Here is a 15,647-nt window from a genome sequence, read left to right as displayed (position 1 = left end):
GATTATAAAATTATGAGGTTGGTAGAGTATGGATGCTAAAGCTGAATTTCTAGATGAAGTTAAAAAAATTTGGATAGAGACTAAATCCGGTAAGGGTATCCGAAAAGACTCACCTGAATGGAATTTACTTGCTGAAGAATATGATAAAACTATTTTCGACATGAAAGACAGAGGTGTTCTGTTTGATCAGCTGGTTGATGAATTTATTTGGGATAAACTTCAAAGTGAAGTTACATGGTCTAGGCGTCATCCACATACTGAAGCTTATGAGCAGTTTAGAGTGCAAATGCTTAAACTTACCGATCTGAGGCATAACGTTGAAGATGAAATACTTTATCATAAAATGAGATTCTCGTATGCTGTTACTCTAATGGAATCGTGTTTAAGCGAAATGTTGAAGTCGGTTACATTGTCTAACGATGTTTTTAAAAGAAACGCGATGGAGTCCATTGATGAATTGAAAGACCTTAAAATAAAAGTTAACGATTTATTTGATCGCGACCCTTTAGCTATTATTGATGCTGCAATTTTAGATTTTTTATCAAAAATCCTTTACCACAACTTGCCTAAAGTTAATTTAATTTACTCAATTATTTTAGGTGAAAAATTTCCAGAGATGCCGGGCAGTTTAAAGCAAGATGTTCATCGTTTTATGAGATTAAGGCATGATATTGCGCACCGAAATGGGAAAAAAATTAATGGCGAGGATAATGAAATAACACCTCATATAATGAATGTAGCCATTGACAACATAGGGATGTATGTTTCATTTACAAATGGTTACATCGAAAGTGTGCTAACTAAGCAAAATGTTTAAAAAAAATGTTTGACACCTAACATCACAAATTACAAACCGCTTAAAGTCGCCCCAAGCTGTTAGCGGTTCCCTGATGGAATTTTTGACAACTTACCTAATCTGCAACGCGCGGTTGGGAACGTTAAAAGCCAGAGAGGCCGCTATATGCGGCCTTTCGCCTTTTCAGGGGTACAGACGTGAAACAGAAAATCGCAGTAATCAGTCTCTCAACCAGTCAGCCAATGGCGATCACCGCCATTTACGAAGATCATACGCTGGTCATGTCAAAGCCGCAGCCGCTGCCAAAGGGCATGCGGGCGCAGGTAGCCAAACTCACGCCCTACATTGAAACGCTGCGCGCGCAGGGCTTTAAGGTGCTGGTGGATGAAGCCACGGGCAAAGTGGCCGGCGTCGTGGGCGGCAATCATGTTTCTCTCAAAGCAAAAGGCAGCGATGGCCGCGCGGCGGTGCTGATCGGTATTGAGCGTTACAACGAGCTCATGCTGCAGGAAAATCTCGCGCTGCCAAAAGAAAACAAAGGTGCTTTCGAGATCCCCGATTCCATCGTGGAGGTGGAGTACAACGCCAGCGGCGAGGAGGTGTACCGCATCAACTGGCGTGATATACGCCCGGAGCATGTGCTCACCATCCTGTGCTGCTTTGCCGTGGGCTACAACAACGTGGCGTCAGCGGACTACGTTAACGCCATGAGCGCCGCTGCAGCAGATGAAAAGCCGTCCGTCATGGACGCGTTTAAGCGCCTTATCGGCTACGAGAAAATCAAAGCCGCTGAGGCTGTGCCGGAGACGCTGGCCGGGATGCGCATCAGCGACGAGGAGCGGATTCTGTGAGTTATAACCGCCTCGACGATCGCTCTATTGAGGATGTGGTGCTGCGCAGCCTCTTTCACCAGGAAGTTATAAAGCGTTCCGCCTCTTTTCACGAAGAGAATCAGGACTACACCATCCGTCTCGACGAGATATTCCGCGCTGACCTGGCGGCATACCGCGCCTATGAGGGCAACGCGGATTTGCGCTGGATCTTCCGGCTGCTGTGCGGGATTGAGTCAGAGATGGAGCCGCTGCCCGCCGGCCAGACGCTTTCCCTGCCGGATATGGCATGGCTGCGTAACCGCATGCGCGAATACGCGGGCGGCAAGCCGGAGTTAATCAGTGGCTGATACTCCGTTTGCCCGCACCGAATCCGGGCGCTATGACACCGCCGGGCTCTCCTCGAAAGAGTTCTCCCGCGTGTTCGACCAGATAGACAAAGACCGCCGGCGTTCGCGCCGCATTGCGCACCGCACGCTTAGCCCTCTCACCCTGAAGAACAAGGCGCTCGACGACATTATTGCCCTGGGCAAAAAGAAGTCCGGCACCTTCTACACCAGAGAGGATCTTAAAGGGTTTGAGAAAAACCGCGCCGGCGCACGCCAGCAGTTTAATGCGGCTGTTGCGGGGATCACGTATGCGCAGCTGGTGGCAGGCAGTCAGCAGATCGACATTAAGCGCGCCAATAACCGCGTGGACGACGGTTCCGGTATTAAGCGCGCCACGCCCACCACGCTCAAACACAACGTGCTCACGGTAAGCGTGGAGGCGTCCGCCGTATCGGTTGATAAACATCACCGCGTGAAGTTCCGCTTTGAGGAGTGGGATCAGCTGATCGAGGAGGTCACGGATGGCAAAGACAGCGCCAAAATTGCTAAGCGACTCTGCGCTGGCCGCGTCTCTTTTGATTGCGATTGTGGCCGTCACCAGTACTGGTACCGCTACATTGCCACAGCGGGCAACTTCGCCCTTGCCCCGCCAAAAGAGTACGCCTACCCAAAAGAGAAAAACCCGAACCTGAAAGGCGTGGCCTGTAAGCACGTCATTCACGCCTTCACACGCCTGCAGTCCGCCTCATGGCAGGTGCGGATCGGCCAGGCGATGCTCAAAAGCGCCGGCAACAACGCTTACGGCGATGATCCGCGTAAAACCACTGAGCACTTCACCGACGCCGATAAGGCGAAGTTCAACCGCAACCGTAACTCGCAGACCAACGCCGCCGCCGTAAAGCGCGAGCATGAGAAATACCAGAAGCGCATGGGCGCGCTGGCGAAGCGGCTGAACAACGACGATGGCCGGATCGATAAGCTGCGCGGCCAGCTGACCCGCGCCAAAAAGGTTACTGCCACGGAGCGCGCCCGCGCGGCGAAAAAGCAGGCGCAGCTGGCGGACGAAAAGGCGAAAAACGCGCTGCTGCGTCAGCAGCTGGCCGACCAGGCGAAGATCCAGCGCCAGACGTTCATTGATGCCCTGGTGCTGAGCGGCACGCCGCGCGCGCAGGCGGAAAAAATGTTTATCGACTACGCAAAGAACCAGACAAAAGCAGGTAATCAGTAATGGGACGCTACGACGAATTTCTTAATGACACGCCCCCTTCCACCAGCGAGGAAACCCGCAGTGAAACAGAGCAGCCCGCGCCTGCAGAAGATGTGCCGGACAGCAGCAGCGCTGCAACCGATCTGGAAGCGTCTGGCGAATCCGCCGCCGCCTCACCCGATGGCGTTGCCACTGGCGGTGCTGATGACCCTGACGGCAGCAGCAGTGAAAATTATGACCCGCTGAGCGCCCCGCTGCCGGACTCTTTGGCCGCACGCGAGCAGAGCACGGCGATTAAGCCCCGCTTTAAAGGTCACGCCCCCTTTAACAACATGGTCCGCCGCGACTGGGTTAAGGCAATTGAGAGCGACTACAGCGCGTTTCAGGCGCTGCTGTACCTGCCGGATATGCGCGACGTGGGCGAGGTGGACGACGAAACCGGCTTTGAACAACCCGTGTTTACCGAACTGAACAACAACCAGCGCACGCTGAGCTATCAGGATGCCGATCCGGCCATTGTCACGGTGCTGGACTGCCCGGACGAGCGCGAGAGCTTTCAGGTGCTCGATGCCGGCGACGAGCAGGACGGTTTAACCGATGACGTGCTGATCCTGCGCATTGCTGCAGAAGGCGTGCCGGTTGGCTCAATTCTTGAGTGGAACGAAGAGATGGCCAGCGGCACCCTGGCGCGCCGCTGGTGGTACGTCCACCGCATTTACGGCTTCGGCACGCAGAACGTCGGATCGCTCTACTACTGCATTCCCGCCCGCAACTTTGACACCACCAGCAACGGACGTATCGAATGAAACAATTACTCGCCCGCACCCGTGAATGGGAAACCACGCGCACCGGCCAGATGCAGAGTACGGGCTTTACCGCTGCTGATGCCGCCATTGCAAAGGCGCTGAATGATGTGTTCCGCGGCGCTGTCATTGTCGCACCGCGCCCGCATGAAGCGCGCTACGCCGCCTTCCTGGCACGCAAACCGGAGGATCGGGTATTCGTCGGCAAGTTTGATGATGTGCTGGAGTTCCTGCGCGCCGTCCGCCAGGCGGGCGCCGGACGCCACAGCGTAAAGCAGGAAGATATGCCGAACCTCAACCGCGACGCGCTGCCGGTTATCAACCTCTCCCGCGGGTTCGATATCACCTACGACAACAACGATCATGAGATTGACCGCCGCAACTACGCCGATGTGATCGCGTCTGCGCAGGATGATGAGCCGCTGGCGGAGATCGAAGCCGCGCAGGCCTCGCTGAACTACACCATCACGCTGATTGCCAGCGACAAAGATACGCTGTCGCTGATGTGCAATACGCTGGCCGCTAACTTCCGCTCCCGCCTTTCCACCCGCTTTATGGCGCATGACAAGCTGGCTGGCTGGCCTGTTGAGCTCAACTGCAGCATTCAGGACGCCAAATCGATCATGTTCAGCGATATGTCGCCGCCGTTCTCGCAGGAGCGCATTTACGCCTGCCAGACGTCGATGATCGTCATGGTGGACGTGCTGACCGCATACGAAGTCACCGCGCGCAGCGTGCGCCACGACACGCAGCTTGCGCCGGCGGGGGCATAACGGATGGCAGCAGAGCAGAAGAACAAGCCCATGCAGTACTTCCTGCAGTCGGTGATCATCAATGACAAAGAACTGCCGCGCAGCTGGATAACGTCGGCGCTCTACATTGAGAAAACCGCCCTCACTGCCCCGCTGCTGGTGCTGGAGGCGCACGATCCGGAAGGCAAACTGATGGACGAAATGGGCGCCCGCTACGGCGCAACGCTGGTGGCGGAGCTGGGCGACCCGACCGGGAAGCGCGGCGCGTACCGTGAGACGTTTTTCGTTACGTCCGCGCCGGCCAGCGGCGACGTGGTGCGCATTATCGCCGTGTCAGCCGACCTGAAGCGACTGAAAACGCCCTCAGCCCGCGTGCGCCTGTACGCCGATCGTCAGCCTGGCGACGTCATGAAAGAGTTTGCCGGCACACTGACGATCGAGGCTGACGCATTCAAAAAAGCGATGACCTATCACCTGAATATGAGCGAGAAGCCGTCCGGCGTTCTGCGCCAGATGGCAGAAGATCATGGCGCGCTGGTGTGGTGCGCCCGCGGCATGTTCTGCATGAAGGAGATAGGCAAACTCATTGGCACGAAACCGGCGGTTGTCTATGAAGCCAATAACCCGAAAGCGGAATACACGATAAGCAAACTGAGCCATATCAACCAGGACGCCGCCGCCACAAGCAGCGCTGATTATCAGTTTGTGGGTTACTCCATGACTGACGGCTACATTGCCGTGGGCGATAAATCCAAGCCGGTTAAATATATCTCTGATGCCGACGTGGCCACGCTCACCAACATGGGGCGCGTGCTTATTCCAAAGCTGGATATCGAGGTCAGCGGCAACGCGGACATTACCGCTGGCATGGTGATAGGCGTACAGATCCACCGCTATGACCCGGAAAACCAGACGGACGAAACGCTGCCGAAAAACTTTATCGTTGCAGCGGCCATTCACCATGAGGATCGCATTGGCTACACCACGCGCATGATTTTAGGAGTACCCAACCAGTGAGTAAGCAACGCGCCGTAATCACGGCCACCAAAGACCCGGCAGGACACATGCGCGCGCAGATCCGCCTGACGCCGCAGTGGGCGGACGTCGAAGCAGAAACACTGCCCTGGGCTGAATACCAGCTGCCGATAGGCAACGCGTTTGTTCCCTGCAAAACGGGGGATGAAGTGTGGGTAGAGTTCCCGTATACCGACGCGCGCGGGCGCCCGGACACGCGCCGGCCGCTTATCACCGGTGCGGCACAATCAGCGCCAGGTGGCGTGCCAAGCGTGGCACCTGAAGCCTCCGGACAGGGCAGCGCCTACGAGCCACCAGCCGTTGACGGCGCACCGGCGCGCCCTGCCCTGAGCGCAACGGATGATTTTGTCTCCCACCGCAATAATCTGCTGGAAATCCGGTCCGCTGGTGGCGGGTATGAAATTACCAACACGGCCAGCAGTTCACGCATAGGCATGAACGAAAGCGGGCAGATTTATATTCTGGGGCCGGGTGATCTGGTTATCGACGTGGGCGGCAATGTGAAGGTCAAAGCAGGCGGGAAAACCGTGTTTGATTCAGGCGATACTTTCAGCGCTACAGCGCCTCAGTTTGAGTTCAGTCAGTAATTATTATGCGTAATCTAAGAAAATCCTTAGAATGTGATTAATATCCGCATTGAGGCTTTTCTGCATGAAATCTCCCTTCTTCAAAAACGTCATGGTCTACGGCCTGAACCGGGAAATTCCGTTGGACGCGGAAGAACTGGCGCAGCAGCTGCAGGCGATGGCGTTTACTCCCTGTGCCGCGCAGGACATGGCGAAATCAGGCTGGATCAGCGTTACCTCAGAGGAATTGCTGCTGGCTGAAAACGGTCAGTACCTCCTGTGCTGTCAGACCGAAAGCAAAATCATGCCCGCCGCCACGCTTAACGAGTTTGTGGCTGACCGCGTGGCGAAAATTGAGCAGGAAGAGGCGCGCAAGGTGCGTCGCAGTGAACGCGTTTCCCTGAAGGATGAAGCCCTTTACACGCTGCTGCCGCGCGCCTTTACCCGCCGCACGCAGGCTTATATCTGGATCGACAGCGTGAACAGCCGCATCTACGTTGACGCAGCCAGCGCTAAAGCGGCAGAGGATATGCTCGCCATGCTGCGCAAAACTATCGGCTCGCTGCCGGTTGTGCCGCTGATGGCTGAGGAGCCTGTCGAGCTCACGCTGACTGAATGGCTGCGCTCCGGCGACCTGCCGGCGGGCTTTTTGCTGGGCGACGAGGCCGAGCTCGCGGCGATTCTGGAAGAAGGCGGCAAAATCCGCTGTAAGAAGCAGGATCTAATCAGCGATGAAGTGCGCGCGCATATTGAGGCAGGGAAAGTAGTCACGCACCTGAGCCTTGACTGGCAGAATCGCATTTTCTGCCGTGTGGCGGACGATTTGAGCATTAAGGGCATTAAGTATGCCGACATGCTCACTGAGCAGAACGATGATATTGACCGTGAGGATCAGCGCGCACGCATGCTGGCTGATTTTATGCTGTTCACGTCCGAGTTTTCTGCTTTCTTCTCCGGGCTGGTGGATGCACTGGGCGGTGAGGCAAAACGATGATCACTTACGGCTCTATCTGTTCCGGCATTGAAGCGGCCAGCGTGGCCTGGGACGGGCTGGGATGGACAGCCGCATGGTTTGCTGAGATAGAAAAGTTTCCTGCAGCCGTGCTGGCTCACCGTTACCCGGACGTGCCGAACCTGGGCGACATGACAAAGATTGCGGCCGGCGTTCGCGCCGGTTCTATTCCGGCGCCGGCCGTCATGGTTGGCGGTACCCCCTGCCAGGCGTTTTCTATCGCCGGGCTCCGTAAAAGCCTTGACGACCCGCGCGGTCAGCTCTCCCTTTCTTATGTAGATTTAGCGAACGCCATTGATGAAAAACGAATTGAAAACGGCGAGCAGCCTGCCGTCCACCTGTGGGAAAACGTGCCAGGAAGTCTCAGCACACCTGACAACGCCTTTGGATTCTTCCTTGCCGGAATAGCTGGCGAAAATGAAGCATTTGAACCAGGCCCAAGACCTGAGCGCGGCAAAAGTAACGAGTTCTGGCGATGGAAGAAAGACCCCGAAAAAGGAAGCAGCGCCGGTGAGCATTTGGCGAAATGGCCGAAGTCTGGTTGTATTTACGGACCGCAGCGGCAGCTTGCCTGGCGGCTCCTTGATGCCCAATTCTTCGGAGTGGCCCAACGCCGCCGTCGTATCTTCGTTGTCGCAAGTGCTCGAAACGATGTTGATCCCGCAGAAATACTTCTTGAGTTCGACGGCCTGCGCCGGGATTCTCCGCCGTGCAGAAAACCGGGGAAGGCAGCTCCCGACACTTTTGCAGCTGGCGTTAAAGTCAGTAGCCATTGGGACGACGCGGGCAACCCTCACCCAACCCTGTACCAGTCATTTAATACAGGCGGAATAGGCACCAGCAATCAGGAAGTTTTCAGCCAACGTGGCGCCGGGCTCGTTGCTGAACCTGTTGCGTTTGGCGGCGGCAACTGTTCTGGTGCGCTGGATGTGGCAGCATGCCTGACGGCTAAAGGGCAGCGTAATGACTTTGACGTTGAGACGTTCGCAGTACAGAGCGCTACGGGCGAACTGTGCCACACGCTTAACGCTGAATCTGGCGAAACGGGCAAAGGTGATGCAGCACCATGTATTGCCCGCTGTGGGGAGCACGCAGCATTTCCTGAAAACACCCGTGGTGAAGTCCGCCTGGTCAACGGCGACGGACAGATAACGGGCGCACTGTCGGCCGGCGGCGGAAAGCCCGGACAGGGCTATCCCTCTATTGTCACCCGCTGCGAAGTCCGGCGCCTGACGCCCAAAGAATGTGAACGCCTGCAGGGCTTCCCGGATGGCTGGACACTGATACCGGAAAAGAAGCGCAACGCGCTTGCTGCTGATGAACTGGCTTACCTGCGCCTGACGCACCCTGACATGCCGGAAGAAGAAGCGCACCGCCTGGCGGCTGATGGTCCGCGTTATAAAGCGATTGGTAACTCTATGGCGGTACCGGTCATGCGCTGGATTGGCGATCGCATTGCTAATCAGATCATGCTGGTGGCCAGCGTAGCAGAGACCCGGCCTGTGGACCTCCCCGCTCTGCCGGCAGCAAAGAAAAAACGCGCGCCGGCGCGAAAGGTTGCAGAGGATAAATACCCGCGTTCGTTCCTGAAATGGGCGGGCGGCAAACACTCCGTGCTTGATGAAATACTGGCGGTAATGCCAGCCGGGAAGCGCCTGATTGAGCCATTTGTTGGCAGCGGTACCGTATTCATCAACGCAGGCTTTAAGCGCAACCTGCTGGGGGATATCAACCCGGATCTGATTAACCTTTTCAATCAACTGCAGGGCAACCCGGACGCCGTGATTAATACGGCTCACCAGCTGGAAAAGGGCTGTCTCACTAACGAAGCCTATGTGGCCATACGCGATGAATTTAACGGACGCCAGGCGCACGCGGTGCGGCATGCGGCGCTGTTCCTGGCGCTGATGCGCACCTGCTTTAACGGGCTGTGCCGGTATAACCTGAAAGGCCTGTTTAACGTGGGCTGGAACAAAAAGGCAGGGACAAACTACTTTCCGCTGGATGAACTGCAGCACTTCGCTGGCCTGCAGAAAGAAATGACTTTTGTCTGCGCCGGGTTTGAGGATGTGATCGGCCAGGCGGGCGAAGGTGATGTGGTTTTCTGCGATCCGCCTTATGAGCCGATGCCGGACGAAAGCGGCTTTACCGCATACAGCGGCAACGCCTTTACGTTTGAGCATCAGACGCGGCTGGTGGAGGGCCTGGTGGCAGCGCGCAAGCGCGGCGCTAAGGTAGTCATTACCAACAGCAGCGCGCCGTCAGTCGTAGATTTGTACACGCGTAACGGCTTCAGGATCATGCCGCTGGCCGCACGCCGATCCGTGTCCTGTAAGGGCGATACGCGCAAAACGGCAGACGACATAATTGCCGTGCTCTGAAACGAAAAGACCCCGCCTTATGCGGGGCATTCAAACTTTGGGATGATACCCACAAAAAAAAAGTGGCATTCCTCCATCCATCTACGCTACATTGAATTTATGTTACTAACTGTGAGTAACTATAAATGGACCTGTCAGCCCGACCCAAACTTCTCAAGATCAGCGACGTTAAAATCCAATCCATTGAGCCAGCCAAAAATCATGTTTTTGGGGGGGCTGAGACTCAGCTTATGAGTTCATTCCCAATCGGAAAAATATCTAACAACAGCAAAATTTTCATTTTCAGTACTTCATGTGGTGATTCAGCCAACCAGTTCATTGAAGAAATAGTTCCCAGAATAAAAAGTGGCGAATCAATATTGCTAGCTAACATGCTGAGGCACGACCCTGACCTTAATGTATGGACAAGGATATTTAAGCTAAAGGCAGAATATCGAATGGTTTTGGTAGCCCAAATATTTAAAGAATTTTATGATAAGAACGGACTTAGCATGGATGGTATACATAAGGTTATTGATAAATATCTGTCATCTGTGCCGCTACAGCAGGCTTATTCTGGTTACTCCCCTGAGAAAGCTGCGCTTTCAGGCATTGTTACATCCATTGCATTAAAAAATTTCTATAACGTCTCTGCAACCCCAGTGCTTACTCAGATTAAGTAAGGTGCTCATATGGACTTATCCAGAAGAACCTTTGTTTTATCAGCTATGTCGATGGCATTGTTAGTAAGCTATCAAAAACATGCATTTGCTTGCAGTGTTGAAGTGCCATACGATGCTTATTCTCATATAGGAATTGGTGTTACAGCGACGTGGGGATTGATAGCACTAGATGCAATTGTTGCAGGAACTACAATTACGGCTGCAGCTTTTACAATTGGTATAGCGATAACTGCTGCCGCAATCATTGCAGTTCCTGTCTTATTCGCCATACAAAATAGAGACTGTTTAATGGCTCGCATTACTAATTTCTAAAAATAAATATTCAATTCATCTTCTTGATTAATAATTTTTTACTCTGATTTATTTAACTGGCTGACAGCAATTCTACCGGGATACCGTGCGGTGTGTTTTGCTGCGCCAGTGCGTCATCAAGCGTTATGCGGTCATTGGCATAGTCCTGCACGCGATACCCGCTCAGCCCTGCTGACTCTGCCTCTCTGACTTTAGCGTTATAGCTGGCCTGGCTTTCAGCGCTGATGCGTGCGCTCTCTTTAAAGTAATAATCACTCGCTTTCGCGTAATTGTCGGTGCAGGCCACCAGCACGCCCTTAGAAACTACCTCATAACGCCCCTGAAACTCTTCGCCGCAGTCCAGCAGCTGCACGCCGGATTTGCCGGACGACGCCAGCACGGTTTTGTCGATAGGCAACCCATTTGCCGGGACAACGTTTCCAAAAATGGTTTTCATCTGATGATCCTTATTTTTCTTATGCGCAGGCACTACCTACCCGCAGGCCAGACTATACGGGAAAAGTGTCAAAAACTTCTATAATTTTTTTATAAAAATTTAGATATTAAGTAACCCAAAGTATCAGCGCCGGGTGCTCTCAACAAATTACAAACTGGTTAAGGTGCCGCTTCCTTTAACACCATTGAGTGAATTATGAGTAACCGTAAGCCCACCGCATTTGAGCTTTTCCACAACCTGAGCATGGCGCTGCGCGAAGATCCGCAGTTCCAGTACGAATATAACTACTCCCCTGAAACTCGCGTGCTGCTGGAAACGCCTTACTGGCGCTTTACCCCGTCGCAGCGCGCCACACGCAACATCATGATTGAGCAGATCATGGCAAACGCCACGGCAGAAGATACCCGCGTGCGCCTGATGGCCATGCGCCCGGAATCGCGCTACATGCTGACGCCAACCTACGTCTGCCAGGTCGCGTATGAGTTCTATCTGGAAGCGCAGGCAGAGCTGCCGGACGAGCCGGAAACCGTCGAGCTGATGCCGGTAATGTGGGCCACCATGTACGCCCTTAACCTGGCACGCGAAATGGCAACGGATAAGTGGGATGAAATGTCACCGCTTGACCAGCGCACGCAGACCAAATGGGTCAGCAACGTGCTGTCTACCGTCAAAATGTCGCGCTATATCACCGACGCAAGCCGCGCCGTCTGGCTGGGTATGTTCATGTCGTTCAGCGATATCCCTGATGACTTTTACGAGCTGCTGGAATCCTGATGGACGTAGCTGAGAAGCCGATCCGCAAAGGCTCCCGCGTGCGCATACGCGGCAACCTTTTTAACGGTGAAGTGTGCGTAGTTGACCGGGTGGACTGGCTGGAGAACGGGCAGCGCTACGTGCTGAAACACCCGTACTATACCTGCCCGCTTAACTACACCCGCGGGGATCTGGAGCTGATACCTGATGACGAATAAAACGCGCTCCGGCGCCGGGGCGGGCTGATGCCTGCCGCTGGCACGCTGGACTCGGTTTGTTCCGGACACGATGGCTTCCCCTCGCGTCAGACCGCTGAGGCTGATGCGGGGCTCACCATCAACGGCAAGCCCGTGCTGGTGGACGGCAAGCTGTTTCCGGATCACACCGACGGCAGCAGTACTCACAACGGCACGGCGGTTACGGGTCGTCCGTGGTTCACCATCAACGGCAAAGGCATTGTGTGCGTCAACGATCCGGTTTCGTGCGGATCAGTGGTCGCCACGGGCGAAGCCGGGTTTGAGGTTAAGTAATGCTCTACAACGACAAACAGATCAACGCGTTTGCTGCCCTCTCCGCCTCCGGCATGGTTACGCCAGCGCCGGTTGTGGTGTGCGAAGGGGCGCAGGCGCGCGCTGAGCAGCTGGCCGCATCCGTCAGGGCGCTGCTGTTGCCGGACGTCACCTATCCGGCGGAGGTCTCCGGGTATACCGGGAAGCTGTCAGGCTATGCGGCGAGCCTGGACGCTGCAGCAGGCGCTGCTGCCGGATTCGTGGCAGCGGTTAAGCCCTTCAGCAGCCCTTCTGAGCTGCTGCAGCTGAAAACCGGATGGGAGTGTCACGTAAAGGGGAATCGCCTCTCTCCAGCCCCGGCGTTCGCGCTGGTGTCCGCAATGGTGGATGAAGCCGTTACAGGCGCAGTGGGCGATCTGCTGCAGGCCGTATCGCTATCCGCGCTCTCCGGAGCAATGGGGGAAATTAACGCGAAAGCAGGCGCTGCTGCAGCACCGGGCGCAACGGGAAGTGCCGCAACCGCGTTGGCGTTTACCGAAGAGGAAACAGCCGCGCTGAGCGAGGCTACCAGCGCGCTCGATGTGCTGCTGTTGCCCCTTCCCGCCAGTACGTCTGCACTTTCCCGCCTGGCGGATCAGGTCAGCGCGTCCACCAGCACGGCAAAAAAAGCCATGTCGGATGCGGTGGCCATCGCGCTTACGTCCGGCCTGAGCGGCGATCCGGTTATGGGTCAGGCCGTCAGCGCCATTATGCCCGCGGCCGTTCTGGCTGCGCTCAACGAGGAGTAACTATGTTCAGTCAAATCACCCTGACCGGCTGGCTCAAGCGTGCGGTAGCCGTGGCGCTCTGCGTCGTGCTGCTGACCGCAGGCCATAAGGGATATGTGATTGTCACGAATCACTTTGCGCACGTTGCGCAGCTGGAGGCGGCAAACAGCACGCTTACTGCGAACAACAAAACGCTGACCGGTAATAACAGCACGCTTAAAACCTCGCTCTCTGAGCAGCAGGCGCAGCTGCAGACGCTGCAGCAGGCGCTGGAGAAACGGGAAAAAGAACGCCAGGACTACGCGCAGAAACAGGCGCAGCTTGAGCAGGATCTGCAGAAACTTAAAGAGGATAGTCAGAATGAAATTGATGAAATTAACCGGGCGATACTGCTTGCCGGCGTTAATCATACTGCTTTGCCTGCCAGCGTTATTCGCATGCTCCGGGACAAAGCCCGCGCCGTTAATTCCCGAAGTCGTGACGGTCACAAAGCTGGTGGAGCTGCCGCCTCAAAAGGCGCTGGCCTATCAGCCGTGCCAGGTGGATGAAAACATTCCCGGATTCACCGACATGCTACCCGCTTACGTGGCAGGAATACTGGCTTCAGTCGATGAATGCAACCGGCGAAACGGCCTAATATCTAACCATAACGTATACCTATAATTAAGTCGCTTACGGACTTTGTAAGTGGTGAGGTCTGTGAGCGACTTTGTTATTTTACATTTCTAGCACTTTAGTTAGTCATCTTTTATGGATAAAGTGAAAAAAATTTCATTATGCACAAGGATGATCATATGCAACTTAACCCTTCATTACTTAATGACTCAGAACTTGACGATGCTCAAGCTCCTATAGAATCTGAAAGCACGGTCAAGGGACTCTATAACCATATTATTTATGTATTAAGATTGCATCCCGAAGTTCATGACATAATCAATAAGGTTGAAGAAGGAAAAACAGATGATCTGATGTCAGGTGAAATTCATCAAGCTTTATCTACACTTTTTCATGAAACGTTGCATTGGTGGCAGTTTGTAGGCTCTACATCAGGGTTAATTATGAGCCTAAGCACGCCAGCGCAAACTATAGCCAACATAAATCTACTTAAAGAATACGTCAATTTAATTGGTAAAAAGAAGCCAATTAGCTTTTATAGTGATAATAACCTTAGAAAAAGTAATTCCAACAGCCCTGAATCTATGGTTATAAATCAGATAATGAACAATTATCATGATATAAATTACTACAAAATAAGAATGAAAAGGCCTAGCTATATATCTGAAGTTTGCAATGATAAGTACTTTGAATCAATTGGTCACTCTTACAGTATAGCTTATGATTGTGCTATCCGTGTTCTTTCATCGACGTTCGATAACGATTTTTCCTTCCTTCCAAACGTAGATGAATGGGGAGAAAGATTTAAAGAATTAGCTGATAAAAAAGTAAGCGGTTTTTATCGCGGCGAGTCTATAGGCATTCCCCCTGTAGGCCTATCCGATTTATATGAAGGTCAGGCCAGATTTAACCAGTTGCTTTATTTACATATAACTTCTGACAAGCAACTCGATTGGTATCAATTTAAACAAGCGGGAATGCTTCACGGTATTTACATTTCTGCATTTGATGTTTTTTTAAAGATTGTTGAAGAGGAATATCCTAAGAGTATTGATAGCCCATTGGTTGCACTTTATTTATTGCTCATTGATGTTGCGATAAACCCAGCTGAGGGCTTTCCATTTGTTGTAGAGCGTTTTGAAAATTTTATCGAGCATACAGATCCGGGGATAAGATTCATTCATCTTTGCGCAGTAGTGAAAAACCAATACCCTGAATTTAAATATATAATTGACGATTATGCACCGAAAAAATATTTTGTTATATCCACTTTGCTATGCAAGGCCATTGGCGTTATTGCTCCAATTACATATCTTTGCGAGCTAGAGGCTTGGCGTGAAAACGAGGAAGGTTTGATTGAATTAATGCAGCAAAATGAAAAATTTTCTTTTGAAAATGGTAATTTGCTGGTGAGGTTGCTTTTTGCAAGATTTCTTAGCTTTAATGGTGATAAATTAAGTAACCCAGAATTTTTCTGCTGGCCTGGTGCTTACGTTGCTGGGGGAAGGATGGAGAAAATCCACAGTCATCTATATTTAAAACACCAAGCATTATTCAAAGAAAATGTAAACATGGATATTGGCCCAAGTAAGCTGCCCGGTATTGATGAAAAAAACCTATCGAACACGGCTGGGGATTTTTATATTTATATGGCACTCTTTAACCTATGCCAGCAATGGATTTTAGAGGCAGGGGATTTCAAATATAATTTCGGATGGCTTACTAAAGAACACAGCAGCAAAGAATTAGAGGGTTGGGCTAAGAATGCATTTATTCAAGTGTTTGGTTTTTCACCTGAGGATTTTGATATAGTCATCCCTAATACTGCATCCTAATAGCATAAAAGCCGCTGACATAGCGGCTTAATATTATTAGTGTGTGG

Annotated in this window: 19 protein-coding genes; 18 read left to right on the top strand and 1 reads right to left on the bottom strand. The window is 52.9% G+C overall.

Features of this window, described 5'->3' with window-relative positions; all coding sequences use genetic code 11:
- The first annotated feature begins 28 nt into the window (after positions 1 to 28).
- The 12 genes from C1Y41_RS18835 to C1Y41_RS19950 all read left to right on the top strand — a co-directional run bounded on the left by C1Y41_RS18835 (position 29) and on the right by C1Y41_RS19950 (position 10,685).
- Positions 29 to 817, top strand: coding sequence for a hypothetical protein (locus C1Y41_RS18835; protein WP_104086098.1), 789 nt, complete (start codon positions 29 to 31; stop codon positions 815 to 817).
- 176 nt (positions 818 to 993) lie between these two features.
- Positions 994 to 1,647: a maturation control protein gene (locus tag C1Y41_RS18830; protein WP_104086097.1), complete on the top strand. Its 654-nt coding sequence runs from the start codon at positions 994 to 996 to the stop codon at positions 1,645 to 1,647.
- Positions 1,644 to 1,976, top strand: coding sequence for a hypothetical protein (locus C1Y41_RS18825; protein ID WP_040113265.1), 333 nt, complete (start codon positions 1,644 to 1,646; stop codon positions 1,974 to 1,976). Before C1Y41_RS18830 ends, C1Y41_RS18825 begins: the two co-directional genes overlap by 4 nt.
- A complete protein-coding gene (locus C1Y41_RS18820; protein WP_104086096.1) occupies positions 1,969 to 3,183 on the top strand; it encodes a phage tail protein in 1,215 nt (404 codons plus the stop codon). Before C1Y41_RS18825 ends, C1Y41_RS18820 begins: the two co-directional genes overlap by 8 nt.
- Positions 3,183 to 3,968, top strand: a complete 786-nt coding sequence (locus tag C1Y41_RS18815) for a phage tail protein (RefSeq protein WP_104086095.1) — start codon at positions 3,183 to 3,185, stop codon at positions 3,966 to 3,968. The genes C1Y41_RS18820 and C1Y41_RS18815 overlap by 1 nt, the downstream gene beginning before the upstream one ends.
- Positions 3,965 to 4,738: a baseplate gene (locus C1Y41_RS18810; RefSeq protein ID WP_104086094.1), complete on the top strand. Its 774-nt coding sequence runs from the start codon at positions 3,965 to 3,967 to the stop codon at positions 4,736 to 4,738. The genes C1Y41_RS18815 and C1Y41_RS18810 overlap by 4 nt, the downstream gene beginning before the upstream one ends.
- A gap of 3 nt (positions 4,739 to 4,741) precedes the next feature.
- The gene (locus C1Y41_RS18805; RefSeq protein WP_104086093.1) at positions 4,742 to 5,734 is read left to right on the top strand and encodes a tail length tape measure protein; all 993 of its coding nucleotides are present in this window, start codon (positions 4,742 to 4,744) and stop codon (positions 5,732 to 5,734) included.
- Positions 5,731 to 6,339 (top strand): baseplate protein, encoded by a 609-nt coding sequence (locus C1Y41_RS18800; RefSeq protein ID WP_104086092.1) that lies wholly within the window; start codon positions 5,731 to 5,733, stop codon positions 6,337 to 6,339. Before C1Y41_RS18805 ends, C1Y41_RS18800 begins: the two co-directional genes overlap by 4 nt.
- Before the next feature lie 64 nt (positions 6,340 to 6,403).
- The gene (gene rdgC, locus C1Y41_RS18795) at positions 6,404 to 7,312 is read left to right on the top strand and encodes a recombination-associated protein RdgC (protein ID WP_104086091.1); all 909 of its coding nucleotides are present in this window, start codon (positions 6,404 to 6,406) and stop codon (positions 7,310 to 7,312) included.
- Positions 7,309 to 9,711 carry a Dam family site-specific DNA-(adenine-N6)-methyltransferase gene (locus C1Y41_RS18790; RefSeq protein WP_104086090.1) on the top strand — a complete coding sequence of 801 codons (2,403 nt, stop codon included), beginning with the start codon at positions 7,309 to 7,311 and terminating at the stop codon, positions 9,709 to 9,711. Before rdgC ends, C1Y41_RS18790 begins: the two co-directional genes overlap by 4 nt.
- A 125-nt stretch (positions 9,712 to 9,836) precedes the next feature.
- Positions 9,837 to 10,373 carry a hypothetical protein gene (locus C1Y41_RS18785; RefSeq protein WP_104086089.1) on the top strand — a complete coding sequence of 179 codons (537 nt, stop codon included), beginning with the start codon at positions 9,837 to 9,839 and terminating at the stop codon, positions 10,371 to 10,373.
- Between the two features lie 9 nt (positions 10,374 to 10,382).
- Positions 10,383 to 10,685 carry a hypothetical protein gene (locus tag C1Y41_RS19950; protein WP_146065242.1) on the top strand — a complete coding sequence of 101 codons (303 nt, stop codon included), beginning with the start codon at positions 10,383 to 10,385 and terminating at the stop codon, positions 10,683 to 10,685.
- Positions 10,686 to 10,737: 52 nt separating this feature from the next.
- On the opposite strand, the gene C1Y41_RS18780 is transcribed toward C1Y41_RS19950, so the two are convergent.
- A complete protein-coding gene (locus tag C1Y41_RS18780) occupies positions 10,738 to 11,121 on the bottom strand; it encodes a hypothetical protein (RefSeq protein WP_104086088.1) in 384 nt (127 codons plus the stop codon).
- A 195-nt stretch (positions 11,122 to 11,316) separates the two neighbouring features.
- Here C1Y41_RS18780 and C1Y41_RS18775 point away from each other — a divergent pair, with 195 nt between their 5' ends.
- The 6 genes from C1Y41_RS18775 to C1Y41_RS18750 all read left to right on the top strand — a co-directional run bounded on the left by C1Y41_RS18775 (position 11,317) and on the right by C1Y41_RS18750 (position 15,600).
- On the top strand, positions 11,317 to 11,895 hold the full coding sequence (locus C1Y41_RS18775; protein WP_104086087.1) for a hypothetical protein: 579 nt from the start codon (positions 11,317 to 11,319) through the stop codon (positions 11,893 to 11,895).
- Positions 11,895 to 12,092 (top strand): hypothetical protein, encoded by a 198-nt coding sequence (locus tag C1Y41_RS18770; RefSeq protein ID WP_104086086.1) that lies wholly within the window; start codon positions 11,895 to 11,897, stop codon positions 12,090 to 12,092. The genes C1Y41_RS18775 and C1Y41_RS18770 overlap by 1 nt, the downstream gene beginning before the upstream one ends.
- A 27-nt stretch (positions 12,093 to 12,119) precedes the next feature.
- Entirely contained in the window at positions 12,120 to 12,404 is a 285-nt protein-coding gene (locus C1Y41_RS18765; protein WP_040113254.1) for a PAAR domain-containing protein, read from the top strand.
- A complete protein-coding gene (locus C1Y41_RS18760; protein WP_104086085.1) occupies positions 12,404 to 13,171 on the top strand; it encodes a hypothetical protein in 768 nt (255 codons plus the stop codon). Before C1Y41_RS18765 ends, C1Y41_RS18760 begins: the two co-directional genes overlap by 1 nt.
- Before the next feature lie 2 nt (positions 13,172 to 13,173).
- A complete protein-coding gene (locus tag C1Y41_RS18755; protein ID WP_104086084.1) occupies positions 13,174 to 13,698 on the top strand; it encodes a hypothetical protein in 525 nt (174 codons plus the stop codon).
- A gap of 246 nt (positions 13,699 to 13,944) precedes the next feature.
- Positions 13,945 to 15,600, top strand: coding sequence for a hypothetical protein (locus C1Y41_RS18750; RefSeq protein WP_104086083.1), 1,656 nt, complete (start codon positions 13,945 to 13,947; stop codon positions 15,598 to 15,600).
- Positions 15,601 to 15,647: the final 47 nt, after the last annotated feature.

It is taken from the genome of Pantoea sp. ICBG 1758 (assembly GCF_002928325.1).
Taxonomy (GTDB): domain Bacteria; phylum Pseudomonadota; class Gammaproteobacteria; order Enterobacterales; family Enterobacteriaceae; genus Pantoea; species Pantoea eucrina.
The sequence above is the reverse complement of the archived record's forward strand: the minus strand, read 5'-3'. Positions and strand labels throughout refer to the sequence as shown.

Bases quoted from the DNA above. Each gene is read 5' to 3' on its own strand.
- C1Y41_RS18805 (WP_104086093.1), top strand. From the start codon at position 4,742: ATGGCAGCAGAGCAGAAGAACAAGCCCATGCAGTACTTCCTGCAGTCG.
- C1Y41_RS18775 (WP_104086087.1), top strand. From the start codon at position 11,317: ATGAGTAACCGTAAGCCCACCGCATTTGAGCTTTTCCACAACCTGAGC.
- C1Y41_RS19950 (WP_146065242.1), top strand. From the start codon at position 10,383: ATGGACTTATCCAGAAGAACCTTTGTTTTATCAGCTATGTCGATGGCA.
- C1Y41_RS18815 (WP_104086095.1), top strand. From the start codon at position 3,183: ATGGGACGCTACGACGAATTTCTTAATGACACGCCCCCTTCCACCAGC.
- C1Y41_RS18810 (WP_104086094.1), top strand. From the start codon at position 3,965: ATGAAACAATTACTCGCCCGCACCCGTGAATGGGAAACCACGCGCACC.
- rdgC (WP_104086091.1), top strand. From the start codon at position 6,404: ATGAAATCTCCCTTCTTCAAAAACGTCATGGTCTACGGCCTGAACCGG.
- C1Y41_RS18750 (WP_104086083.1), top strand. From the start codon at position 13,945: ATGCAACTTAACCCTTCATTACTTAATGACTCAGAACTTGACGATGCT.
- C1Y41_RS18835 (WP_104086098.1), top strand. From the start codon at position 29: ATGGATGCTAAAGCTGAATTTCTAGATGAAGTTAAAAAAATTTGGATA.
- C1Y41_RS18770 (WP_104086086.1), top strand. From the start codon at position 11,895: ATGGACGTAGCTGAGAAGCCGATCCGCAAAGGCTCCCGCGTGCGCATA.
- C1Y41_RS18790 (WP_104086090.1), top strand. From the start codon at position 7,309: ATGATCACTTACGGCTCTATCTGTTCCGGCATTGAAGCGGCCAGCGTG.
- C1Y41_RS18780 (WP_104086088.1), bottom strand. From the start codon at position 11,121: ATGAAAACCATTTTTGGAAACGTTGTCCCGGCAAATGGGTTGCCTATC.
- C1Y41_RS18760 (WP_104086085.1), top strand. From the start codon at position 12,404: ATGCTCTACAACGACAAACAGATCAACGCGTTTGCTGCCCTCTCCGCC.
- C1Y41_RS18755 (WP_104086084.1), top strand. From the start codon at position 13,174: ATGTTCAGTCAAATCACCCTGACCGGCTGGCTCAAGCGTGCGGTAGCC.
- C1Y41_RS18765 (WP_040113254.1), top strand. From the start codon at position 12,120: ATGCCTGCCGCTGGCACGCTGGACTCGGTTTGTTCCGGACACGATGGC.
- C1Y41_RS18785 (WP_104086089.1), top strand. From the start codon at position 9,837: ATGGACCTGTCAGCCCGACCCAAACTTCTCAAGATCAGCGACGTTAAA.